Here is a 23,998-nt window from a genome sequence, read left to right as displayed (position 1 = left end):
GCAGGGCTGCGCCCGCTTGCCACCCCAATATCTCGGGGATCGCAGGACTTCTTTCTGCGTAAAGGGAGCTTTATAACCTAATAATTCAATTATACTATTTGTGCATATGTTTATAGTCGTCTAGCAAGAAACTATGGAAATCAGTATGATTATCGATAGAACTAGCGATCGGGTTAGCGATCGAGCTACAAACTACCGAGGCAATATTTTAATTGTTGACGATCTGCCTGATAACCTGCGTCTTCTCAGGGATACTTTGAGGGCAGAGGGTTATAAAGTTCGCAGTGCCACGACAGGTGCAATGGCGCTCAGAGCCGCCCAATCGCCATCGACGGAGTTAATCTTACTAGATATTAAGTTGCCCGATCAGGATGGCTATGAAGTTTGTAAACAATTAAAATCTGACGAGAAAACCGCAGGCATTCCGATAATTTTTTTGAGTGCGCTTAATGAAACTTTTAATAAGGTGCAAGGGCTGGCTGTTGGTGGGGTAGATTATATTGCTAAGCCATTTCAAGTCGAAGAAGTATTAGCTCGTGTCGAAACCCACCTAACTATCGGAAGGCTGCAACAAAGACTCCAAAAGCAGAATTTACGTCTGTTGAAAGAAATCGAAGAACGGCAACGTCTCGAAGAGTCTCTCTTTGCCGAAAAGGAATTGGCTCAAGTGACACTGCAATCAATTGGTGATGGAGTTATTACTACAGATGCCCAAGGTAATGTAAGATATTTGAATCCTATAGCTGAGCGACTGACAGGCTGGAAGAGTCATGAGGTTCAAGGAGTTCCTTTTTCTACAGTCTTCCTAATTGTCGATCAAGTAACGCGAGAGCCAGTAGAGGATCCCATAAAGAAGGCTCTATTAGAGGAGCAAATTGTGGGTTTAGCTAACAATACTATTCTGATTTGCCATGATGGAGCCGAGTATCCGATTGCTGACTCGGCAGCACCGATTCGAGACCGTCAAGGTCAAATTATCGGGGCAGTAATCGTCTTTCATGATGTTACTGAATCGCGCTATCTCACCCGTCAACTCTCTTGGGAAGCGAATCACGATGCCCTGACAGGGTTAATCAACCGTCGAAGATTTGAGCAGCAGCTAGTTGAGGCGATCGCCTCTGTTCAAGATAGCAATCACCAGCACGCTCTTTGTTATTTAGATTTAGATCAGTTCAAAGTCGTTAACGATACCGTAGGTCATATTGCTGGCGATGAGCTACTGCGCCAAATCACCGCACTTATTCAACAGGGAGTCCGTGCTAGTGACACACTGGCTCGCTTGGGAGGTGATGAATTTGGTATTTTGCTCACTCAATGTCCACTATCTCAAGCAGCTCAGATTGCGGAAAATCTCAAAGACCTAGTGCATCAGTTTCGGTTTATTTGGAATGGCAAAACCTTTATCATCGGAGTCAGCATTGGAGTTGTTGCTATTGACCAAAACAGCCAAGATTTGAGGGATCTTCTGGGAGCGGCTGATGCAGCTTGTTATGCGGCCAAAGCCAGAGGCCGCAACTGTGTTCATATTTATAGTCTAGATGATAGCGAACTAATTAAACAACGTGGTGAGAGGCAGTTGGTTTCCAAAATCAGTCGAGCGCTGGAAACCAATCGTTTTTGTCTCTATTACCAAAAGATTGTCTCTATTACCTCTAAACCATTGGTAGAGCATTATGAGCTTTTACTCAGAATGCTAGACGAAAATGGAGAAATAGTATCTCCAAATGAGTTTATTCCCGCCGCCGAGCGTTACGGTTTGATAACAGAAATCGATTATTGGGTAATCGAAACTTTTTTCTCTAATTATCACAAGTTACCGAAGAAAGATGTTGTTAATCAAGGATTGTATACGATCAACCTTTCGGGGGCTAGCATTAGTAACAATCAGTTTCTGAGGTTTTTGATCGAACAATTTTCTCGCTACAAAGTCCCCCCACAAACCATTGGTTTTGAAATCACGGAAACCGCAGCGATCGCAAACTTTGAGCAAGCCAGATATTTCATGAGCGAACTCAAAAAGATTGGGTGTTGCTTTGCTTTAGATGATTTTGGCAGTGGGTTGAGTTCCTTTGCATATCTGATTAATTTACCAGTTGATTATCTAAAAATTGATGGTGCTTTTGTCAAGAATATTAGTCATAATTTGATTTCTCAAGCGATCGTTGAAGGCTTTAATGGTATTGCCCATGCGATGAATCTTGAAACTATAGCTGAGTTTGTCGAAGACGAGACTATCTTAGAAAAATTGCGGGAGATTGGAGTAGATTATGCTCAGGGTTATGGGATCGCCCGCCCCGTCCCTATTAATTTTAATCGCTAGCCGATCGCACGCTCGCCAGCGAACCCATTGCCTCACGCCTGCCCATTGTCTGGAGGCCTGCAAGAGTCGATCGCCCGCTGCTACAAGGCTTCCTCAATTTACTATGTCACATTTAGATGGAATGTGCTGTAATTGTAAAGGATTGAGTCTTTTATTAAAAATAGACCGGAAAATTTGCCATGAAAGCAGTTGCGTTCGATCGCTACGGTTCCGCCGAGGAATTGCAGTACCGAGAATTAGAAAAGCCGATCGCCAAATCAAACGAATTGTTAATCAAAGTTCGCGCTAGCAGCGTCAATCCCGTAGACTGGAAAATCCGGCAAGGACACCTGCAACTATTGACAGGATTTAACTTTCCTCGAATTGTCGGTTCTGACATATCGGGAGTAGTCGTGGAAGTCGGCCGGGAAGTCACCAAATTTCAACCAGGAGATGAAGTTTATACATTTTTAAATCCCCTGAATGGCGGTGCTTGTGCCGAATACGCGGCAGTGCCAGAATCGGATGCAGCAATTAAACCGAAAAACATCACTCATGCAGAAGCAGCAGCAGTACCGATCGCAGGTTTAACTGCTTTGCAAGCGCTGAGAGATTTGGGTGAAATTCAAGCCGGAAATAAAGTATTGATTAACGGTGCTTCCGGCGGAGTTGGCACTTTTGCCGTGCAAGTTGCGAAAGCAATGAATGCGGAAGTAACGGGAGTTTGCAGCGCTAAAAACATAGAATTTATCAAGAGTTTGGGAGCCGATTGTGTCCTGGATTACGCAGAAATTGACTTTACTCAACAAACCGATAAATATGATATAATTTTAGATGCTGTCGGGACAAGAACATTTGCTGAATGCGAAAAAGTGCTGCAACCAGAGGGAGTTTATATCTCGACTTTGCCGAGTTTAGACAACCTCGCACCGATGTTGACGAGCTGGTTTATGTCTGGTAAAAAAGCTAAATTTATTCTAGCCAATGCCAACACGAGCGATTTAGAGGCTTTGCGGGAGTTAATAGAATCCGATAAAGTTGAGCCGATTGTCGATCGCACTTACAGCTTGCAAGAAGTAGCCGCAGCCCACACTTACAGCGAAACTGGCCGCGCTGTTGGCAAAATTGCGATCGTCATTGACGGTTAAAAAAACTATGTTTGACCAACACGACTCAGACATTATATATCTTACGTGGCAAGGGTTAGCCCAAAATTGCGCGGTTGGAGTTACAGTAAAAAGGGCGATCGACCTTAACCCGGAAACAGGTTTTTGATTCTACCTGCATCCCAGACCAATAAACGTAAAACTTAAATAAAATCCAAAATACCTATGACTGTGCCCTCAGACTTGGAGACATCCGAACAAGATTCCGACAACAACCTCGAAGAAGTTATCCCGGAAAATAGCATTACACCAATCGCCGATGATTCTGTAGATGTCAGCAACTTAGAAGATGAAGAAGTTATCCCGGAAAATAGCATTGCACCAATCGCCGATGATTTCACGGATGTCAGCAACTTAGAAGGTGAAGAAGTTAGCCCGGAAAATAGCATTGCACCAATCGCCGATGATTTCACGGATGTCAGCAACTTAGAAGACGAAAACTTAGAAGACGAAAAAGTTATCCGGGAAAATAGCATTGCACCAATCGCCGACGATAACTTAGAAGACGAAAAAGTTATCCCGGAAAATAGCATTGCATCAATCGCAGACAGTTTCATGGGTTCCCGCAACCTCGAAAACGAATTTCTAGACGAACTTCCCGACGAAGTTGAAATGTCTTTATTCGACCATTTAGAAGAATTGCGGCAGCGACTTTTCTACTCGCTAATTGCCGTAGCAATCGGTGTAGTTGGTTGCTTTTTGACAGTTAAGCCGATCGTACAATTGCTAGAAGTACCCGCCGGGCCAGTCAAGTTTTTGCAACTAGCTCCGGGCGAGTATTTCTTTGTTTCGATCGAAGTCGCCGGATACTGCGGTTTGCTAATTGCAAGTCCGTTTATTTTTTACCAAATAGCGCTATTTGTGCTACCAGGTTTGACTCGCAAAGAACGTGGGTTGCTCGGGCCCGTGTTTTTGGGTTCTAGTTTCCTCTTTTTGGGCGGGTTAGTATTTGCTTATATCGCTCTGATTCCGGCGGCGTTGAACTTCTTTGTTACCTACGGGGCGGATGTTGTAGAGCAATTATGGTCGATCGACAAATACTTTAAATTTGTGCTGTTGTTAATGTTCAGCACAGGCTTAGCTTTTCAAATCCCGATCGTTCAAGTATTGCTCGGTGTTTTGGGCATAGTTTCTTCTAAGCAAATGCTATCGGGCTGGCGTTATGTAGTCTTGGGAGCGGCGGTTTTGGGAGCGGTTTTAACGCCTTCTACTGACCCTTTAACGCAAAGTCTTTTAGGAGGTGCGGTGCTGAGCTTGTATTTTGGCGGGGTTGGTTTGGTGAAGCTTTTAGGGCGATGAGAATTAAGAATAGCAGACAATGTAAAAGTTACCGAACATCTGAAGTTGCTAACATTGTCTGCTATTTTTAGCCGAGATTGGGATTGTTGTCAACTTATCTTAAAAACATCGCTTCAGCTATTTTGAGGGCGAATTCCCTATTTACTTAAGTAAGCTTATAAACATTGTGTAAAGCTAAGCTTCTCAGCTATTTGAGTAAGTTGATTGTTTTATCTGATAATCTTTGCTGATTTAGTGTCTGTTTGATAAGTATTTAATATAGAATATAAAATTCACATTAGCAAAGTTTAGTGTTAGGTGTCTGGAGTCAAGGTTTTGAGCCTTAATTCACACTATTTTTTAGGCGTTGGGCTGGCAATCATAAGTTATATTAATGATTTAGTTTTTAAGGTTTACATGAAGATTTGACACGAGCCGATCCTGAGTATTCGACTTAGAGATAACATACTCACACAGTGAAATTACTGAACAAGAACGTAAAAATTCAGCAAGAGAGTCAACCTGGCTCACTGAAGTCTAGCTATATCTTTTGAGTTTTCTGGCTGCCTAAGATAGGAGACTTGTTGGTTTTTTGGGTGGATTTTTTAGTAAGTTCATTTGAAAAATTCACACTGTAGATTTTTACCTTTTTGACGGTTTCAGTTTCTTAATCTCAATCGGAAATTAAATATATGGCAACAATAACTGGCACTTCGGGCCCTGACTACTTATACGGCCCTGGCCCTTTCCCTGATATCAATGACACCATCTCTGGTCTGGAGGGGGATGACTGGCTGGATGGCTTGGAGGGGGATGACTCGCTGGATGGCGGACTTGGCAATGACTTTCTCTTTGGCCGGGTTGGCAATGATACTCTTTATGGCGGGGATGGCAATGACTGGCTGGATGGCGGATTTGGCAATGGCAGTCTCTATGGCGGGGTTGGCAATGATACTCTTTATGGCGAGGATGGCAATGACTGGCTGGATGGCGGAGTTGGCGATGACCTCATCTATAGCGGGGGTGGCAATGACAATCTCGATGGCGGAGTTGGCGATGACATCCTCTATAGCGGGGATGGCAATGACTTTCTCTATGGCGGAGTTGGCAATGACTTTCTCTATGGCGAGGTTGGCAATGACTTTCTCTATGGCGGGGTTGGCGATGACAATGTTCTCGATGGCGGGGTTGGCAATGACTTTCTCGATGGCGGGGTTGGCAATGACAATCTCTATGGCGGGGTTGGCAATGACTTTCTCGATGGGGGGGTTGGCAATGACAATCTCAATGGCGAGGTTGGCAATGACAATCTCTATGGCGGGGATGGCAATGACAATCTCAATGGCCAAGTTGGCAATGACTTTCTCTATGGTGGGGATGGCAATGACAATCTCAATGCCCAGGTTGGCAATGACTTTCTCTATGGCGGGGATGGCAATGACTTGCTCTATGGCGGCGATGGCATCGACACAGTATCTTACAGTATTGTAGGAACTGGCGTCTATCTCCAGTTGGGGGCTGTCGGTGACGGGTCTGGGTTAGGTCGGGCTTCCGACGGGCAGGGCGGCATAGACTCCCTCTCCGGCATCGAAGTAGCGATAGGTTCTAGGTATAACGATACTCTCCTTGGTGGAGAGGGCAGCGAAACGCTGATTGGGGGGGCGGGCGACGACTTATTGTTTGGCTTCAGCGGCGATGACTATCTCGTTGGTGGCAGGGGGGCTGACAAGTTTAGGCTTTGGAGAACCGTGGTGGGAATAGATACTATTGCTGACTTCAAACCAGGTGAAGATAAACTGTTGGTACGTTCTCGCGCTCCGTTTGCAGACATCACTTTTGGGTCGATTAATAATGGTTTAGATACGGAGATTCGTCAGGTTGGAAGCCCTACCGCTATAGGGATTCTGAAGGGAGTTTCGAGTGCTTCTATCATTCCTGCCCGTGATTTGATTACTGGTTGATTGGATTATCTGCATCGATCGATAGGTGACAACAATCGCCTAAAACCCATGAGGAATATCGCTTTTATTCGAGTCCAGATCCCCCTAAATCCCCCTTAAGAAGGGGAGTAGGGGTTGACTTTGATGTGACTCTTGTCCCCCCCTTCTTAAGGGGGGCTAGGGGGGATCTGGGCCGATCCGATGCTACCGGATTTAATATGAATTAGCCCCAAAAATATAGAGACACGATCGCCCGCGCCTCTATAATTACTAAAAGTTAAAATTCAACACCCAAGTTTTGTCAAAACTTTGACTACATTCGGAACTGTTCGACTTCAGGAGTGTAGCCGATCGGCAAAATGTAATCGAGATTCTCGTGGGGACGAGCAATTATGTGATACGATAGCAACTTTCCGCCATCGACCTTTTTAACTGATTCAATTCCAGCAGCCACTGCTGCTTGCACTTCAGAAACATCTCCTCGCACTATAATTGTCCAGTAGGCGCGGGTTATTTTCTCATAGCGAACTAAAGTAACACTGGCTGCTTTCACCATTGAGTCCGCAACTTCTACTGCAGCGGGAAATCCTAAGACTTCAACCATTCCCAGTGCAACACCCATTACAACATTCTCCTAAATTTCACAAGATATCTGAACCTCATTGTATGTGAAATTGTTGACAGAAATTGGTTCCGATGATTTTGGTAAGCTAGAAGTCCGATCGCCCTAAATTAAGCAGCCCCAAAGGTTGTTGTCGCACTTCCATCCTACGGTATGGTACGCCGGAAAGCCTGCAATACAAGAGTTTGAATCAAAAAAACTGCGGAAATTAGTTGGGCGATAGCTTGATTTTTTACCGCCTGTATCTCTGTTAACAGCTTCGCATCACGATGCTTGGGACTTTGAACCCGAAAAATTGAGTCCCGGTTAGACATAAAACTTTACACGCCACGAGATGAGCAACGGACAACGGACAACTATCAACGGACAACTGACAACGGACAACGGACTCAAAACTCGTCTAGCAACCACTCCGAGGCTCTTTCACCCAAATCTAGGGGAACGCTGACAGCTTTACCCAAGCGCGGGCGATCGCGAGTAGTTACGATAAATTCTCTCACCTGTGCCGTGCTGCCCCAGCCGTTAAGGTAATTGGCCACCGCATCCAAATGCTCGAAATAATCAGCCTCCGTCATCGGAAAAGACACCTGTTCTAGATATTTCCACATAACTTGCACAAAAATCTTGCCCCGCGTTCGCCGCAATCTGATATCGTAAGACTTTCCCCATTTTTCTAGCAGTAGCTGGTGTAAATCCTTGCCCGTCATGGTTGCTCCTGAGTTAATCCATTAAACAATAAAAGACAAAGTTCAAAAAATGTAATAATACTCTAATAAAGGCTGGAAGGCGCATTCTTAAAAGGAATTTTCGCGGCCTGAAATTTGTGCTAGCAGATTAACGGCAATTATCCCAGTTGTCTGCACGTACAGGTTCGCTAACAGCTAACAAACAAACGTAACTTAAAACCGTAAAGGCAGGTCATGGCTCAATCTTCTGCTGGAAATCCCGATGTTCCCGATATGGGGCGTCGCCAATTTATGAATTTGCTGACGTTCGGTACAGTCACAGGTGTGGCACTGGGCGCACTCTATCCCGTTGTCCAATATTTTGTTCCTCCGTCGAGTGGGGCAGTTGGCGGCGGAGTGACAGCTAAAGATGCTTTGGGTAACGACATCATCGTTAGCGAATATTTGACTTCGCACCCTGCGGGCGATCGTACCTTAGCCCAAGGCCTCAAAGGCGACCCCACCTATCTTGTGGTGAAAGAAGACTTATCTCTCGCCGACTACGGCATCAATGCAGTTTGCACTCACTTGGGTTGCGTCGTGCCTTGGAATGTTAGCGAAAACAAGTTTATCTGTCCTTGCCACGGTTCTCAATACAACAATGAGGGCAAAGTGGTACGCGGCCCCGCGCCTTTGTCTCTGGCCCTGGCCCACGCCACTGTCGCAGATGACAAGATCGCTTTTACAACTTGGAAAGAAACAGATTTCCGCACCGGCGAAGCACCTTGGTGGTCTTAGTTGTTCGTCATTAGTCAGCAGTCAGCAGTCAGCAGTCAGTAGTTAGTAGCCAGTCGTTACTCGTTACTCGTTACTCGTTAGTGGTTAGTAGTTAGTAGTTAGTTCCAATAACAAATAACCAATAACCAATAACAAATAACCAATAACCAATAACTAATGATCAATGACCAATGACCAATGACTAATGACCAATAACTAATGACCAATGACTAATGACCAATGACTAAATTGTCTGACCTTTGAGATTGAATACTCTAATGCCACAAACTAATTTATCTGCGATATTTCGCCGCAGTGCCAGGACGATCGCGAAAACAGCCTTAATTGCGATCGCAGCCGCAGGATTTTTCCTCACCAGCGACATCGCACTTCCCCAAGCAGCATTTGCTTACCCTTTCTGGGCCCAGCAAACAGCACCCGCTACTCCCCGCGAAGCAACAGGTCGCATTGTTTGTGCTAACTGTCACCTCGGTGCAAAAGTGACTGAAGTTGAAGTACCGCAATCTATTTTGCCAGATACGGTGTTTGAAGCTATTGTCAAGATTCCCTACGATACTAACGTGCAGCAAGTTGTCGGCGACGGCAGCAAAGGCGGCTTGAATGTCGGCGCAGTTGTGATGTTGCCCGAAGGTTTCAAGATTGCTCCCGCTGACAGAATTCCTGAAGAAATGAAGGAAAAAGTCGGCGATCTTTACTTCCAACCTTACAGCGAAACCCAAGAAAATATTGTTTTAGTGGGCCCAGTACCGGGAGAACAGTACAAAGAATTGGTATTCCCAGTTTTGTCGCCGAATCCGGAAACTGACAAGTCGGTTCACTACGGCAAATACCAAATTTATGTTGGTGGCAACCGCGGCCGCGGTCAGGTTTATCCTACTGGCGAAAAGAGCAATAATACTGTTTACAATGCTTCGGTAGCTGGCAGCATTTCTAAGATTGCTCAACCGGAAGCTGGCGGTTATGAAGTGACAATTCAACCGGCAGAAGGTGCAGCGGTTGTTGATACGATTCCAGCAGGCCCAGAACTGATTGTTACCGAAGGACAAACCGTTGCAGCCGGCGAACTTTTGACGAGCAATCCTAATGTGGGTGGCTTTGGTCAAAAAGATGTGGAAATTGTGCTGCAAAGTGCAGGTAGAGTTAAAGGATTGATGGCTTTCGTGGCTATAACCATGCTGGCTCAAATCATGCTGGTTCTCAAGAAGAAACAGGTCGAAAAAGTTCAAGCTGCTGAAATGAATTTCTAAGCGGGACTTTGATTAGTTGGGTAAGGTGCTCTGTCATTAGTATCAACTTAACCTCTTATGTAGTGCCAGACTACGGTCTGACGATTAGGCCTCGATCCCCCTAACCCCCCTTAAGAAGGGGGGAACAAGAGTCTTATCAAAGTCCCCCTTTTTAAGGGGGATTTAGGGGGATCGAGACTTCGATACAAAGCTGAGATACAAAAGTTTGGAGGCTTAAGTTGATACTAATGTGTGCTCTGTGCACACCCAACTATTAGGTAAGTAGGGCGGGGAATACCCGCCTTATTCTTTAATAAATAATAAGTAAAATAATGTCAATTGATGAGAAAATAGTTGAAGTAGGCCCGCTGCAATGGTTTTATCGGGAAACAAATCCGGTTAACGAAACTGAGAAACCGCCCGTACTGCTGCTGCACGGTTTGCCGTCCCAGAGTTTTACCTGGACTGTAATGATGCCGGATTTGGCGGCACAGGGATTTAGATCGATCGCGCCGGATTGGGTGGGCTACGGGCGATCGACAAAACCAGACAAGCGCGACTTTGCCTACACTCCCGATGCTTTTGTTGATGCCCTCGCTGGCTTTATTCAAGCTATAGAATTAGACCGATTTTACCTCGTTGTCCAAGGATTTTTAGCTTCAGCCGGCATTCAATACGCTTTACGCAATCCCGATAAAATTGAGCGTCTAGCCATCATAAATACACCAGTTTCACCAGATATCAAGTTGCCTTGGAAAATGCAGCAGTTGGGGCTGCCTTTTATTGGCGACATGATGACGCAAGACCCGCTTTTGGTTGACAGAACTCTCGAAGGTGGCAGCCGCCAGACAATATCAGACAAGGATTTAGATGTTTACCGTCGCCCGTTTTTGAAGAGTTCGGATGCAGGTCGATCGCTGATGAATACAGTCCGCAATATTCAATTGCCGCAGTCAATGGCAGAAATTGAATCCGGCTTGAAAGGATGGACTCGACCAACTTTATTTGTCTGGGGTTTGACAGATCCTTGGCTGAGTGTTGAACCAGTTCAAAAGCTAGTCGGTTCCCTGCAAAATGCAGAGTTAGTCACACTGGAACAAGCGGGGCATTATCCTCAAGAACATTGGTCAGAAAAAGTTGGCAATGCTGTGATCACTTTTCTGCGCCGCCAGGAGGTAAAATAATATTTTGTACATAACCCTCGGTGCTAGGTCAGTGAACCAGCTCCTCGCCGAGCTGCATTCCCAGCCTCTTCCTGAGAACGAGAAATCTAAAATCTAAAATCTAAAATCGATATGACTCGTCCCCGTTCATTTTTTGCCTTGATGATGGCGTTTTTGATGGCATTTCTGGTTAGTTGCAGCAGTGTCGAAGCAAAAGTTCCAACGACTTACACAGCAGCCCAGACCCAGCAAATTCAGCGCTATGTTCCTAGCCTGACAGAGTTCCGATCGCGCATGGATAAACTGGGAACCCTAATTCAAAAACGGAATTGGATTGATACCAGAACTTACATTCACGGGCCTCTAGGCGACTTGCGGAACACCATGAAAACCGTCTCTGCGAGTTTGTTGCCTAGTTCTCAACAACAAGCTGTTGATTTAACTAAGAGTTTGTTTACCGAGTTGGTTAACATTGATCTTGCTGCTAAAGGGCTTGACTATGCAAAAGTCACGGCCAGCTATCAAAAAGCTGTCAATGATTTCGATACCTTCTTGCAGCTAATTCCTAAAGCTTAATCACTTTAGATAAGACGGCGGTTGAAACCGCACCTACAAAAACGAAGTCTGCCTTCGCGGACTGAAGAAAATAAAGTAAAACTTAATTTTTACTGCCCGTTCTTCAACCCGCGTCGGCGGGTTTTGTTTGTATAGACGTGGTTTCAACCGCCCGGTCTTCTTCTTTTATAAAATCTAAAATCTAAAATCTAAAATTGAATGATTCGCGTTGCAATTATTGGTTGCGGTATTATTGGGGCTTCCATCGCCTTTGAACTAAGTAAATCCCCCGAACTAAAAGTCACTGTATTCGACAAACAGCAGCCGGCACAAGGTTCTACTGGTGCAGCCCTCGGCGTTTTGATGGGAGTGATCAGTCACAAAACTAAGGGCAGAAGTTGGAAATTGAGGGAAACCAGCCTTCAGCGCTACGAAACTTTGATTCCTGAATTGGAAGCAGTTACGGGGCGGAAAATTCCGTTTAACAAACAGGGAATTTTAATGCTGTGTTCGGAGGGAGAGGATTTAAGTAAGTGGGAAAAGTTGATCGCAATTCGCGAGTCTCAAGGTTGGAAATTGGAACTTTGGGATGTGGAACGAGTGCGCGAGTTTTGCCCTCATCTTTATTTAAATGATCAGATTATTGCAGCAATTTATTCACCTCAAGACCGGCAAGTCGATCCGATCGCGCTAACTCTGGCTTTGGTGGATGCTGCGGAACGCAATGGAGTGATTTTTGAGTTTGGGGTGGAAGTTGAAGGGGCCGCGATTGCTGCTAGTGGCGAGTTCGATCGCCTAATTGTGTCGGCTGGTTTGGGTTCTGCTGCTGTCACTGCATCGTTAAATCAGTTGGTTGACATTCGCCCGGTGTTGGGACAAGCGCTGCATTTGCGGTCAAAAAATCCTCTAGGAAACCCTGATTTTGCGCCAGTAATTACTTGTGATGACGTTCACATTGTGCCTTTGGCAAATCAAGAATATTGGGTGGGGGCGACGGTGGAGTTTTCGGAAAATGGCGGGGAAGTTCAGGCGAATGCTGATATGTTGGATGAAGTGATGGCAAGGGCGATCGCACTTTGTCCGGCCTTAGCAGAAGCTGAAATTATCAAGCAATGGTCGGGATTGCGCCCGCGCCCGGAAGGGCGGCCCGCCCCAATTATCGAGGCGCTTCCCGGTAACAGCCACGTTCTGATCGCTAGCGGCCACTATCGCAACGGTGTGCTGCTGGCCCCTGCAACCGCGCGATCGATCCGAGAAGCACTTTTGCAATAATTAACAAATATTAATATAATCAATAAAGTCATTCATATCTTACATCTAAAAATGTCCGACAAACCTTTAGGAAAACCCCGGTCTTTGTGGCAAGTAATTTTGCGGTCGGGAGTCAGCTTGCTACTATATTACGGCTGGTACAAATGGATTATTCAAGAAGAATTGCGGAGTTATAACGGCAAGAGTTGGTCGGGGACACTTTGCTTATTGCCCTTTGTTTTAGGAGTAGCCATTCCCCAAGCTTTGCGGATATTCGATCCCGACGTTCCCGGATGGTTTGGTTGGTTTTCCTTCGTGGGTATTGCTTGGATTTACATCGTGCAGTTCAAACTTTACAACACAGTTAACGAATTGTATCGCCAAGAGGGAATCAAAGAACCGCTAACTGTTTGGTGGATGTTTGTACCAGGTTTAAATTTAATTGTCGGTTTGCGGCAAATTCACTTTTTGAGTCAGTTTTGGGCGAAAAAACAGGGAATTGAAGTTAAGGATAACTTAGCCGAAAGCATTCCTTTCCTCTCCGCTAACGCCTAAATAAATTAAGCTCCAATCGCTTGGCGCTGCGAGTAAATTTCTTCTATAAGCAGGTCACGCAGTTCATCAGCAATGAGAGTGTCCTCCATCGTCGAGACAAACGGCGGCTGCATCTGCACAGATGGCTCCGAAGGTGAGTGACCAGCCTAGACGTTCGGGCTTGTTGTCGCGCAAGTCATTGAGGGAAAGAATTTTAATCGGGTTAAGGTTGGTCATCTTAGGAGATGGCATGGCCATCGCATCTCCAGAATCTTACAGAATATAGTCTTCAGTCATGTTGTTCTTTTAGCGAGTTCACCCGAATTTATGGTTGAAAACCAAAGTATTGGTCAACCCGCCCTTACCCATGACTCTTCACCAGAACCGATGCGGCAAATCACCCAAAATGAGTTTGAGTTCCGGTTCATTAACCCGCTTAATTGCTTTAGGAATACTTACCCACTGCCGCTTTCTCTTGCTAGCTTCCGGCCAATTTTCTAGAACTGCTTGCACTTGCATTAAAAATACTTCTACCTGACAAGTATAGCCAGACTTTTGATATTCGTAAGTTCCCAGCAAATCCGGGAACACTTGACCCAACAAACCTGCTTCTTCCCAAGCTTCCTTGGCGGCGGAATCTTGGGGAGTCATGTCAGGTTCAATTAACCCTTTGGGAATCACCCAGCGCTTACCGGTTGAAGAAGTAATCACCATTACTTCAATTTTTCCGTCTTGAATGCGGTAGGGAATTACTCCCGATTGTTCTATCAATACAGCGGTTATACTCATAATTTTGGCAATATTTCTGGGTGCAAAAGCTCCTGCAACTAGATTAATATAGGACTGACGCATAGGACTAAAGAAACCGGATTATTTACCGAATCTCCGGGCTACAGCGCAGGATTTTCGTAAAAAAACCCGGTTTCTCGCCACCCGTGCGTAACTCCGATTAACTAAAGAAACCGGGTTTTTTGCCGAATCTCCGGGCTACAGCGCAGGATTTTCGTAAAAAAACCCGGTTTCTCGCCACCCGTGCATAAGTCCGATCAATAGTTGCCAACTAAACAATAAAAACTGCACGCCTGATTCTAGATAATTCACCATTTGAGACAACAACATAGTAGAGAACAGACATATTTCGCTTTCCCTCTGTTGAAAGTAGCAAATGTAGATGCACTGCAGCTGGAAAATAATATTGTAATACTCGCGCGCAGATAAAAGCCGATCGCCCAAATCTGCCTCTATCTGCGCCGGTATGCGGTTTTTACTCTAATCTTTCTTCGCCTTAGCCTCCAAATTTTCCATCCGACTCCTCAAATCTTGATTCTCCTTCTTCACCTGGTCTAACTCCTCCCGCAACTGCTTCACCGCTGCATCGGAACCGACATTTTTCTGCACTCTTTGCACAGCTTCATCAGCCATCATACGGACGCGGCCGTCGGGAGTTTGGTCAGCTAAAGAACGCAAAATCCGAATGGCTTTGCGAGTTTCCATCTGTCCTAAAGCCACTACCACAGATACTTGAGTCAAGAAAAACGTCTCTTTAGATAATTCTGCCAATCGGTGCAAAATTCGTTCTAAATTAAGCTTAGTTTGACCTGTAGAAATTGTCCCCAAAGAACGAATTGCAGCTAATCGCAAAGCTTGCGGAGTACCAACGGCTGTGTATTTCAAAATCAGGTTCAGCGCATCTTCCGAAGTTTTCATTTGCGCCAAACCGGAAATAGCCCCCGATCGCACAACCTCATTCCAGCCCTGACGCTCTTTCAAAACCAATTTTAACTCTTTGAGTACCTGTTCGTCCGTCGGTTTTTCGTCGGGATTCGCCCCTGCGATCGAGCCCATAGCACTAGCTGCGGCCGCTTCTACATAATAGCTGTCGTCGCCTTTTTCGACGATCGACCTCAGCGCCTTATAAGTTTCGTGAGTCTTGATTTGGCCCAGCGCATTCACCACAGCGCGGCGAACCCTAGCATCTTTATCTTTCAAACCACTTGCTAAACCTTCAAAAGCTTGGTCGAGTTTAATTTCAACTAACTGAGTAGCTACTTCAGCCCGCACCCCCCAAAACCGATCTTTTTTGAGAACTTCTGACAGCGCTTTCACAGCTTCCAGTCCTCCCTTTTTCGCCAAAGCTTTGGCTGCATAAATCCGGGAAACCGGGTCAGGGTCAAACTGCAACTGAGCTTTTAATTCGGCAACTCCATACTCTAAAACAACGGTTTTTAAGTATTTATTTCCGACATCAAAACTAATAAAAGCGGGCTTCTCTTCTAATGGAAAATAGAAACTTTGCTCGCGTTCGTGCACTCGAACAGTGAAAGTTTTTATATTAGCAGCACTTCCCTCGTCTGCATCTTTTTCCGGCTTATAACCGAAGCCGATCGGAATTTTTAGGTCGAAGACATCTTTGCTATTACCGTTGTCCTTTTTGCTATCTTTGATCTGAGTTTGTGTGACAGTCACTTTGGCTAATTTGCTATCGCCGTCCCAGGAATAAGCAACCTTATAATCTGGATGACCGCCGCGATAAACGTACTGATCGAACAAAAACATTAAATTGCGGCCGGTCGCCTTTTCGATCGCCCTTAGCAAATCGATCGTTTCTACAGTTTTGTGAGCGTTATCCCGCACAAAAGTGTGAATTGCTTTGTAAAATAGCTCGTCGCCTAACTCGGCATGAATCATGTGATACACGCAAGCGCCTTTTTCGTACAAATGGCGATCGTACAATTCAATGGCTTCGCGGTAAACGTGAGTAACAATCGGGCGGCGGTAGCGAGAACTGTCTTCAGCTAAATAATTGCGGGCTTCACCTAACATATAATAAGCCGCGTCTTCTTTGCCGTATTCTTCGTTAGTCCATAGCACCTCGCAATAAGAAGCCATACCTTCTTTCAGCCAAGCATGAGACCAATGTTTAATTACTACTAAATCACCGAACCACTGGTGAGCTAATTCGTGAGCAACTAAGCTTTCTGTAGCGCGATTGTCGAGGCTAGCGCGTTCATCTATCAAGCACCTATCTGTTAGCAAAGTTGTCGAAGTATTTTCCATGCCGCCGAAGATGAAATCATCGACGCAGACTTGAGCATATTTAGGAAAAGGGTAAGGATAGCCAAATGCTTTAGAGAAAAATTCAATCATTTTGGGCGTTTTGCCCATGCTGCGCTTACCGTCGGCTTCGCGGCCTTTTTCGACGTAATAATTAACTGGTTTGCCGTTCCATTCGTCTTTGATTTCGGCAAAATCTCCGACGGCTAAGGTCATTAAATAAGTTGGGTGGATCTGGGTTTGCGACCAGTGATAAATCTTATCGTCGCCCTCATTTTTTGTGCTAATTAATTCGCCGTTAGATATTGCAAAAAGTTGTTTCGGAACTTGCACTCTAATTTCGGAAGTTGCAAGTTGTCCGGGATAGTCGAAACAGGGAAACCAGAAGCGGGAATCTTCGTCTTCGCCTTGAGTCCAAACTTGGGTTGGTTTGTCGGGATAGTGTTTGTCTGGGCCGACGAAATAGAGGCCGCGCTGGGGTTTTTCGACCGAGTATGCGATCGCAATTGTAATTGGTTCGTAAGCTACTGTTGGTTCGTGCAGTTGAATTTCCAGCACTTCGCCGTCGCTGTCGAAATTTTGCTCGGTTTCGCCAATTTTTACCGATTTAATATTGAGATTTACCGCATCTAAGGTTAATTTGTCAATACCGCTGCGGACTGGATTTATGCGGATGCTGCAAGTGCCGCGAAAACTTTGTTTGGGAATATCCAGCACTAAATCGAGGAAAATATGCTCTACTTGTCCGGGGCGATCGGGGTTGTAGTGGGGTCTGGCACCGGGCATCTCGAAGGATTTGTGAGCGTTTTCAGAATCAAAGTAAGTGTGTGACATTGTGATGGCAGAGTTGTGTGTCGATAGGCGATCGCTGGTGTTTTCGCTGCTGCGGAACTGCCAGCTTATTCTAGAGTAGCGCGTCCCGCTGCTGTTGTCTCTAATCTTATTAAAAAGTTGGCTGATAATTGCCTGGATCGAAAATATGAATTATTTGCTACAATATCAGCAAGGCTAATATCTGCAATCATCAGCCTGCAATTGAAATTGAGAGGGAAATCTGCATGACAGCTACACTATCAGTTCCCAGTTCGATCGCATCTTTGCTGGGCGACGAAGCCGAAGACTTGCTCACCCATCAAGCGAAAGTTTCTAAAGATTTGTTGCACCTGCCAGGCCCGGATTGGGTCGATCGCATTTTTGCTCAAACCGATCGCTCTTCTCAAGTCTTGCGATCGCTCCAGCAACTTTATTCTAGCGGACGCTTGGCAAATACTGGCTATTTATCGATCCTACCAGTAGACCAAGGAATCGAACACTCGGCGGGCGCTTCTTTTGCACCAAATCCCATCTATTTTGACAGCGAAAACATCATCAGACTAGCACTCTCCGCAGGATGCAACGCCGTTGCGACAACCCTGGGAGTTTTGGGAAGCGTCTCTCGCAAATACGCGCACAAAATCCCTTTCATTCTCAAGCTCAATCACAACGAATTGCTGACTTATCCCAATCAATACGACCAAATAATGTTTGCATCAGTCGAACAAGCTTGGAATTTAGGAGCCGTTGCAGTCGGAGCCACAATTTATTTTGGTTCGCCGGAATCGACGCGGCAAATCCAAGAAGTTAGTCAAGCTTTTGCCCACGCTCACGAATACGGAATGGCAACAATTCTGTGGTGCTATCTCCGCAACGATATCTTCAAGCAAGACAAAGATTATCACTTAGCAGCGGATTTAACAGGTCAAGCAAATCACTTGGGGGTGACAATTCAAGCTGACATTATCAAGCAGAAATTGCCCGAATGTAACAACGGTTACGGAGCAGTTGCTAAAGCCGCCGGCGAGAGTTACGGCAAAACCAACAGCCGTGTGTATTCGGAATTGACAACGGATCATGCGATCGATCTAACACGCTATCAAGTGCTCAACTGTTATGCGGGAAGAATGGGTTTAATCAACTCTGGCGGTGCTTCAGGAAAAAACGATTTTGCCGAAGCCATTCGCACCGCAGTAATCAACAAACGCGCTGGTGGCTGCGGCTTAATTTCCGGCCGCAAAACTTTTCAGCGTCCCTTTGAAGAAGGTGTAAAATTGTTCCACGCCATTCAAGACGTTTATTTGTCGTCCGAAATTACGATCGCCTAATTCATTAATATCAGCCGTAGGGTGTGTCGCCTACAATAAATTTTTGCCAAAAAATGGACAATTTGATAGCGACGCACCAGCACGGATCAAGAACTCTTGTCAACAAGCCCAAAAATGTATTGTAGGAATAATCATTAGAAATATTATAAATTACAACTTAACTGTAATATTAATAGTAACCCAACAGATATACAGACAAAATATCTAATTTTAAAATGCCCCACAGCCTCGTTTTAAACTTGCTGCCCGTTGCGCCCATTCCATCCCAATTTTTAACGGGACGGCATCTTCACGCATTATTTCTCAACCTTGTGAGTGCTGTAGACAGCGATTTGAGCGCGTACCTGCACGACCAATCGAATGAAAAAGCTTTCACATTAAGCCCCTTCCAAGTAAGCAGAAAAGAGGTTGCCAAAAGCAGCACTGCGCCGACACAAAAGAGAGTTTTGCCTGCGGTTGCGCTCCCAACTTTCCCGGCGCTACAGTGGGAACAAAAGCAAGCAATTCGCGAAAATACAGCGATTTGGTGGCGAATTTCTCTGCTGGATGACGGTTTGTTCGATCGGCTAACTGAACTTTGGCAGCAACTAAATTTTGACCGCCATTGGCATCTGGGCCCTACAGACTTGTACATTACCAATATTTTGAGCGAACCGCAATCAAACCAGCCTTGGGTCAATTTTTGCAGTTACGCCGAATTGTTCGATCGCGCTTCGGAAACACAGCGCCAAATTGCTTTTAGTTTTTGCACTCCTACTAATTTTCGGCAAGGTGTTTACGACAGTGCTATGCCAACTAGAGAGAGTATTTTTGGCAGTTTGGCGAATCGCTGGAACAAGTACAGCAATAGGGCGATCGAACCTAATTTCATAGAATCTATTTTCCCTAGTTTCTTCGATATCTGCACAGAAGTTAGTACGGATTCTCGCAGTAAATTTATTGGCTGCGTCGGCGATATTACTTACCGAATTATGGGAGATGTTGATCCCGTTACTATCAAGCAAATTAATGCTTTAGCAGATTTTGCCCTTTACAGCGGAGTTGGGCGAAAAACGCCGATGGGAATGGGAATGACGCGCCGGTTGCATAATTTTTAATCATTCACTTTTCGGCTTAATTTCACTGACGATTTCATAAACATCAGTGTCGGGAATTTTAGCAAATAAAGGCGTCATCTGCTTCAATATTTCCTGATAAGCTTCGCTTTGATTGGCGGCCATTTCTTCCACGCTTTCCCAAAAAATGATCGCAATACCTTTGTCTGTATTGGGCAATTGCAGCAGGTATGCTCCCTTAAAACCTGTAGCATAAGTTGCCACGGCTTTGGCAAAAAGTTCTTCTGCTTCTTTGAATTTTCCTGGTTTAAATTCGCCAATGGCAATGTAAGCAAACTGATGTCTGAGAAAGTCTAAAAATTCCGACATAGGTCTCTCCTAACTTAATAGCGATACACTGAGCTGCATTTTACCCGATCGCCCAAAATTTGTGAATAGTAACTTTTGGAGTTGCGCGCTCAAGCTTTGCGGCGGATTTCTGAGATACTGCACGTAGTGGCGATCGCACGCTGACGCGTAAAAAGCGGTTTTTTGCAATAACCCTATTGAATTTATTAAAAGTTACCTGCCAAAATTATCACATAGAAATACAAACACAGTCAAGAGTCAACTAAAACAAATGCCAAAGATATTAGTAATTGAAGACAATAACTTAATCCGAGAAACTGTATTAGAACTTCTAGAATCACGAGGTTTTGAAGCTGTAGGCGCGGAAAACGGACAAGTCGGTATCGAAACCGCGATCGCCCAAATTCCCGATTTAATCTTGTCTGATGTGATGATGCCGGAACTCAACGGTTTGGAAGTTTTCGCGATTTTGCGATCATACCCTGCCACCGCCAGCATTCCGTTTATTTTTATGACAGGTTCAGAAATGGAAAAAGCCCTGGAACTCAAAGCAGACGGCTATCTCAAGAAACCTTGCAGCGTCAGAGAAATGCTCGGGGCGATCGCAACTCAACTAGAAAAACCGACAGTTACCAACCCAAAACATCAAAAAGTACAGGACAATTCTGCGCCATCAAATCTCAGCTTGCGCGCCTGGAATCAAAAATCTCGGTTTGAGATTGCGTCGCTTTGCTTGCAATGACACGTACAGTAAGGTTATTGATACATAAATTGAGGGAATTTCAAATTGGTTCGGCCAGAGGGTGGCTTAGACTGGGTATGTTGAATTTGGTTAAAAAGTAATGAACCCACAACCCAAAGGCCGCCTAGTTTGGAATCACTCTACCCACCTTCCCGGTTTGATACCAATTTTAGAGCGCCTCACCCTAAAAATGGGCATTCACACCGTTACCCCAGGTGTCATCAACAAAGTTAAAGGACACATCCCCCGCATGACATTAAGAGTGTCAGTACCCATCCGCGGGGGATTTAAAATCATTGCCAGACAGGGCAAAACCGTACAAGAAGTCTTTATATTAACCACTCTCAGTCAAGGGGACTTGGAAGAGATGATCGCCCAAACCCTAGCCAGGTGACAATTTTTCCTTAGCAAGCACTGCGCGAGCTCTAACTGCTAAAGTTTCATCGCTTTGGGCAATTTCCTCAAGTCTGGCCGAAACTTCCGCTAACCAATCTGGTTTCACAGTCGCAGCACCCGCCAAAGCTTGCAAACCCCCCGCTGCTGCGTAGCGAACCACCCATTCAGGATCTCGGGAGGCTTGCAGCAGCGTTTTCACAGCGCGAATTTGAGCATCTGCAATTTGTTCTGCCGGCATAAGTTCCCAGCAAATCGTCCCCAAACCCCTAGCAGCCGCCCGCCGCACGCTCAAAGCAAAGTCATTCGCCGCCGCATCCAGCAAAATCTCTAAACCCCTGGGGTCGCCAATTCCCGCCAAAGCCCGAACAGCCCAAGCTCTCGCTCCGTAATTGTAGCCGTCAAGCTGTTCGAGAAGCGGCAGCACGGCGGGTTCTCCGAGTTGAATCAGCCCGTCAACGGCGGCCACAGCGGCGCCTGGGTTGTTGTAGCCGAGGACTGTAATTAAGGTAGGAATTGCTTCTTTTGACTCAGCCGCCGCCAGTGCTTTGACTGCGTTTAACAAGCCTTCGGAAGAATCTGCTTGTTCGACTGCGCGAATTAGTTCTAATGCCATTGATTTGTAAGCTCTACCGTGATCATTGTAATTGTAGGTTGGGTCGATCGCGCGATCGAACTTTTTGCAGTGTGGCTGAGGCGCGGAGATTAACTTAAAAAGCTTACCCTACTCAAAATAGGACTGTCTTGGTTAAAGAGTCGAATCCGCCAAAAACTCTACTCCATACCCGCCCTAGGAATTCTTGCGCTGTGCATCCTCACCCTCTTGGCGTTTCCTATAAGCCTTAGCCCAAGCATAGCGCTGCGGATTTTTTTGCAGCAGATATTCCACAACTTCCCGACGCTTCTCATCTTTAGCATTTTTGACAACCCGCTTGAGTTCGGAATCTATATCTTCTGATTCAGCACCGCGTTTAATTGCCTCGTTAAACCAACGTTCACCCTCTGAAAATTGACCCCGCTCAAAACAAATAGCTCCCATCAAAGTGTAAGGGTGATGACTCTGAGGCTGATACTCAATAGCTTTGAGCGCACACTTTTCAGCATCACCTAATTTATCAATATCTCGGAAAGCACCGCCCCTCGTTGTTAGCAAAGCTGACTTGAGCTTATTTTCTTTGATTTGGTCGAAGTCCAGATTTTCTGTCACCTGCAATGCACTTTCCGGTTCATCTGCCTTGCGCCAATGACTGCTGGCGTTGGGCAAGTTCCATTTATCTCCAGTGCGCTCATATTCCCGATCGTAGAAAAGCGCTTCAAGCCTGTGGTAAGCCATAGCAATCTTTCCATGACTAGCTAAAAGTCCCTGTTGTATTAACTGAACAACTAACACAGGATCTAGACGCTCTTCTTTCTCCAATTTGACCATGATTGCGTAAAACGGATCGAAGGGAAAATCACGATCTATAATCCGATACTTGACCTTCAGAGCAGCAAATTCCTTTTCTTGGGCAAAAGTAATTACATCCTCACGTCCATTCTGTTTCACCCAATCAATATCAGCCTCACTCAACTGCTCTCCCGATTGAATCTTAGACTTCAGAGTAGCAACATATTTGTCAAGCGCCAGAGTAATTGTCTCAGTTAGTTTACGCTTTTTCAGAAAGTTAATATCCTGCTCACCTAGCTGACTTTCTAAATCAATTTTTTTGAGAACTTTATACAGATGGCTAGAGAGGGATGAATCCTCATAAGTAGTAGCTTTATACTTAACTTTCAGTTCAGTAAAGTGCCGTTGCTGTTCAATTTCCAAAACAATGCTAAGCGTTTCGCTAAGTTGATGCTCTTCCAGCCAGTTAAGTTCTGACTCACTCAACTGTATATCTGCATCCAGGTTTTTCAGGATTTTATAGAGTGGACTAGAGACAGATGTTTCTGCGTATTCACTAGCTTTATACTTATCCTTGAGTTGGGCAAATTCAGCTTCTCGTCCAGCTTTTTGTTGCCCAAAAATTTCTAAAGTATCAATCAGTTGGTTGTTGACAAGCCAGTTAGCCTCTACATCACTGAATATTTCTCCTGCATCGAGTTGCTTGAGGATTTGATACAAAGGGCTATCAAGCGAACAATCTGGATATTCAGTTGCTTGGTACTTAGCCTTTAGTAAAGCAAAGTGCTGTATTTGCCGATAAATCTTTATCGGTTCATAAAACCGCCTCGATTTCATCCATTCCATCTCTGAATCACTCAGTGGATTTCCACTGTCAATTTTGCAAATAAGGTCATAAAGAGAATTTATCGTTAAATCCGAGCTACTAACTCGGTATTTTCTCGCTAGTTCAGACAAATGCCTCTCTTGTTTTATTTGTTCTTGTTGCTTTCGTTGATGCTCTCGTTCCTCTCGTTGATGCTCTCGTTCCTCTCGTTGATGCTCTCGTTCCCAAATAATCTTTACTTGTTGTTGCTCTTGTTCCAAAACTATCCTTTCTTTTACACTCAGTTTCTCACCAGAGTCAAATTTCTTAATGATTTGATAAAGAGGATTGGAGGGAGAAAGATCCATTGTCCATCCCCATTCTTTTAGAAAAAGATGTTCCTCTGAAGTCAGGTTCACTCCTTCAGTACGCATATTCAGAAGTCCTCTCAACGTACAACATATACTAGAAAGAGGGACTCCCCCATATTGCTTCGCTTTATGAGTTGCTTTATACTTAACCAGGAGAAATGCAAATTCTTCACAAAAATCTTGATGCTTCATAACAGGTACTACC

The 23,998-nt window shown here is 45.1% G+C and carries 22 protein-coding genes; 14 read left to right on the top strand and 8 right to left on the bottom strand.

The window, feature by feature from the left end; genetic code table 11:
- The first annotated feature begins 145 nt into the window (after positions 1-145).
- The 4 genes from QUA44_RS15160 (at position 146) to QUA44_RS15145 (ending at position 6,704) form a co-directional block, all read left to right on the top strand.
- Positions 146-2,320: an EAL domain-containing protein gene (locus tag QUA44_RS15160; protein WP_333309762.1), complete on the top strand. Its 2,175-nt coding sequence runs from the start codon at positions 146-148 to the stop codon at positions 2,318-2,320.
- Positions 2,321-2,499: 179 nt separating this feature from the next.
- Positions 2,500-3,447, top strand: coding sequence for an NAD(P)-dependent alcohol dehydrogenase (locus QUA44_RS15155; protein WP_333252176.1), 948 nt, complete (start codon positions 2,500-2,502; stop codon positions 3,445-3,447).
- A gap of 573 nt (positions 3,448-4,020) precedes the next feature.
- Positions 4,021-4,764 (top strand): twin-arginine translocase subunit TatC, encoded by a 744-nt coding sequence (tatC, locus tag QUA44_RS15150; protein ID WP_333252197.1) that lies wholly within the window; start codon positions 4,021-4,023, stop codon positions 4,762-4,764.
- 671 nt (positions 4,765-5,435) lie between these two features.
- A complete protein-coding gene (locus QUA44_RS15145) occupies positions 5,436-6,704 on the top strand; it encodes a calcium-binding protein (RefSeq protein ID WP_333252175.1) in 1,269 nt (422 codons plus the stop codon).
- A gap of 292 nt (positions 6,705-6,996) precedes the next feature.
- Here the strand turns inward: QUA44_RS15145 and QUA44_RS15140 are convergent, their stop codons facing one another.
- Both QUA44_RS15140 and QUA44_RS15135 read right to left on the bottom strand, forming a co-directional pair.
- The gene (locus tag QUA44_RS15140) at positions 6,997-7,305 is read right to left on the bottom strand and encodes a carbon dioxide-concentrating mechanism protein CcmK (RefSeq protein ID WP_333252174.1); all 309 of its coding nucleotides are present in this window, start codon (positions 7,303-7,305) and stop codon (positions 6,997-6,999) included.
- A 389-nt stretch (positions 7,306-7,694) separates the two neighbouring features.
- Complete coding sequence (locus QUA44_RS15135) at positions 7,695-8,012, bottom strand: DUF3067 family protein (RefSeq protein ID WP_333252173.1); 318 nt, start codon at positions 8,010-8,012, stop codon at positions 7,695-7,697.
- Between the two features lie 213 nt (positions 8,013-8,225).
- Here QUA44_RS15135 and petC point away from each other — a divergent pair, with 213 nt between their 5' ends.
- The 6 genes from petC (at position 8,226) to QUA44_RS15105 (ending at position 13,518) form a co-directional block, all read left to right on the top strand.
- The gene (petC, locus tag QUA44_RS15130) at positions 8,226-8,768 is read left to right on the top strand and encodes a cytochrome b6-f complex iron-sulfur subunit (protein WP_333252172.1); all 543 of its coding nucleotides are present in this window, start codon (positions 8,226-8,228) and stop codon (positions 8,766-8,768) included.
- A 257-nt stretch (positions 8,769-9,025) separates the two neighbouring features.
- Entirely contained in the window at positions 9,026-10,015 is a 990-nt protein-coding gene (gene petA, locus QUA44_RS15125; RefSeq protein ID WP_333252171.1) for a cytochrome f, read from the top strand.
- A gap of 311 nt (positions 10,016-10,326) precedes the next feature.
- On the top strand, positions 10,327-11,178 hold the full coding sequence (locus tag QUA44_RS15120) for an alpha/beta fold hydrolase (protein WP_333252170.1): 852 nt from the start codon (positions 10,327-10,329) through the stop codon (positions 11,176-11,178).
- 111 nt (positions 11,179-11,289) lie between these two features.
- Positions 11,290-11,733: a photosystem II protein PsbQ gene (psbQ, locus tag QUA44_RS15115; protein WP_333252169.1), complete on the top strand. Its 444-nt coding sequence runs from the start codon at positions 11,290-11,292 to the stop codon at positions 11,731-11,733.
- A gap of 198 nt (positions 11,734-11,931) precedes the next feature.
- Entirely contained in the window at positions 11,932-12,984 is a 1,053-nt protein-coding gene (locus QUA44_RS15110; protein ID WP_333252168.1) for an FAD-dependent oxidoreductase, read from the top strand.
- Positions 12,985-13,035: 51 nt separating this feature from the next.
- On the top strand, positions 13,036-13,518 hold the full coding sequence (locus tag QUA44_RS15105; protein WP_333252167.1) for a hypothetical protein: 483 nt from the start codon (positions 13,036-13,038) through the stop codon (positions 13,516-13,518).
- Between the two features lie 66 nt (positions 13,519-13,584).
- On the opposite strand, the gene QUA44_RS15100 is transcribed toward QUA44_RS15105, so the two are convergent.
- The 3 genes from QUA44_RS15100 to QUA44_RS15090 all read right to left on the bottom strand — a co-directional run bounded on the left by QUA44_RS15100 (position 13,585) and on the right by QUA44_RS15090 (position 17,385).
- Complete coding sequence (locus QUA44_RS15100; RefSeq protein WP_333252166.1) at positions 13,585-13,749, bottom strand: hypothetical protein; 165 nt, start codon at positions 13,747-13,749, stop codon at positions 13,585-13,587.
- Between the two features lie 123 nt (positions 13,750-13,872).
- A complete protein-coding gene (locus tag QUA44_RS15095; RefSeq protein WP_333252165.1) occupies positions 13,873-14,349 on the bottom strand; it encodes an NUDIX hydrolase in 477 nt (158 codons plus the stop codon).
- Between the two features lie 417 nt (positions 14,350-14,766).
- A complete protein-coding gene (locus tag QUA44_RS15090) occupies positions 14,767-17,385 on the bottom strand; it encodes a M1 family metallopeptidase (protein WP_333252164.1) in 2,619 nt (872 codons plus the stop codon).
- A 224-nt stretch (positions 17,386-17,609) separates the two neighbouring features.
- On the opposite strand from QUA44_RS15090, the gene QUA44_RS15085 reads away from it, so the two are divergent.
- Both QUA44_RS15085 and cas6 read left to right on the top strand, forming a co-directional pair.
- On the top strand, positions 17,610-18,692 hold the full coding sequence (locus QUA44_RS15085; RefSeq protein WP_333252163.1) for a class I fructose-bisphosphate aldolase: 1,083 nt from the start codon (positions 17,610-17,612) through the stop codon (positions 18,690-18,692).
- Between the two features lie 215 nt (positions 18,693-18,907).
- On the top strand, positions 18,908-19,789 hold the full coding sequence (gene cas6, locus QUA44_RS15080) for a CRISPR-associated endoribonuclease Cas6 (protein WP_333252162.1): 882 nt from the start codon (positions 18,908-18,910) through the stop codon (positions 19,787-19,789).
- Here the strand turns inward: cas6 and QUA44_RS15075 are convergent, their stop codons facing one another.
- Positions 19,790-20,116, bottom strand: coding sequence for an antibiotic biosynthesis monooxygenase (locus tag QUA44_RS15075; protein ID WP_106333591.1), 327 nt, complete (start codon positions 20,114-20,116; stop codon positions 19,790-19,792). It lies immediately after the preceding gene.
- Between the two features lie 250 nt (positions 20,117-20,366).
- Here QUA44_RS15075 and QUA44_RS15070 point away from each other — a divergent pair, with 250 nt between their 5' ends.
- Together QUA44_RS15070 and QUA44_RS15065 are read left to right on the top strand one after the other, a co-directional pair.
- Positions 20,367-20,837 (top strand): response regulator, encoded by a 471-nt coding sequence (locus QUA44_RS15070; RefSeq protein WP_333252161.1) that lies wholly within the window; start codon positions 20,367-20,369, stop codon positions 20,835-20,837.
- 100 nt (positions 20,838-20,937) lie between these two features.
- Entirely contained in the window at positions 20,938-21,231 is a 294-nt protein-coding gene (locus QUA44_RS15065; protein WP_333252160.1) for a DUF2103 domain-containing protein, read from the top strand.
- On the opposite strand, the gene QUA44_RS15060 is transcribed toward QUA44_RS15065, so the two are convergent.
- The gene (locus QUA44_RS15060; RefSeq protein ID WP_333252159.1) at positions 21,220-21,846 is read right to left on the bottom strand and encodes a HEAT repeat domain-containing protein; all 627 of its coding nucleotides are present in this window, start codon (positions 21,844-21,846) and stop codon (positions 21,220-21,222) included. The genes QUA44_RS15065 and QUA44_RS15060 overlap by 12 nt on opposite strands.
- Positions 21,847-22,020: 174 nt before the next feature.
- Positions 22,021-23,985, bottom strand: coding sequence for a hypothetical protein (locus QUA44_RS15055; protein WP_333252158.1), 1,965 nt, complete (start codon positions 23,983-23,985; stop codon positions 22,021-22,023).
- Positions 23,986-23,998 lie beyond the last annotated feature (13 nt).

It is taken from the genome of Microcoleus sp. N9_A2, from assembly GCF_036701775.1.
In the GTDB taxonomy this organism is placed as follows: Bacteria; Cyanobacteriota; Cyanobacteriia; order Cyanobacteriales; family Microcoleaceae; genus Microcoleus.
Note: the sequence above shows the minus strand (reverse complement) of the source record. Positions and strands in the feature narration are given on the sequence as shown.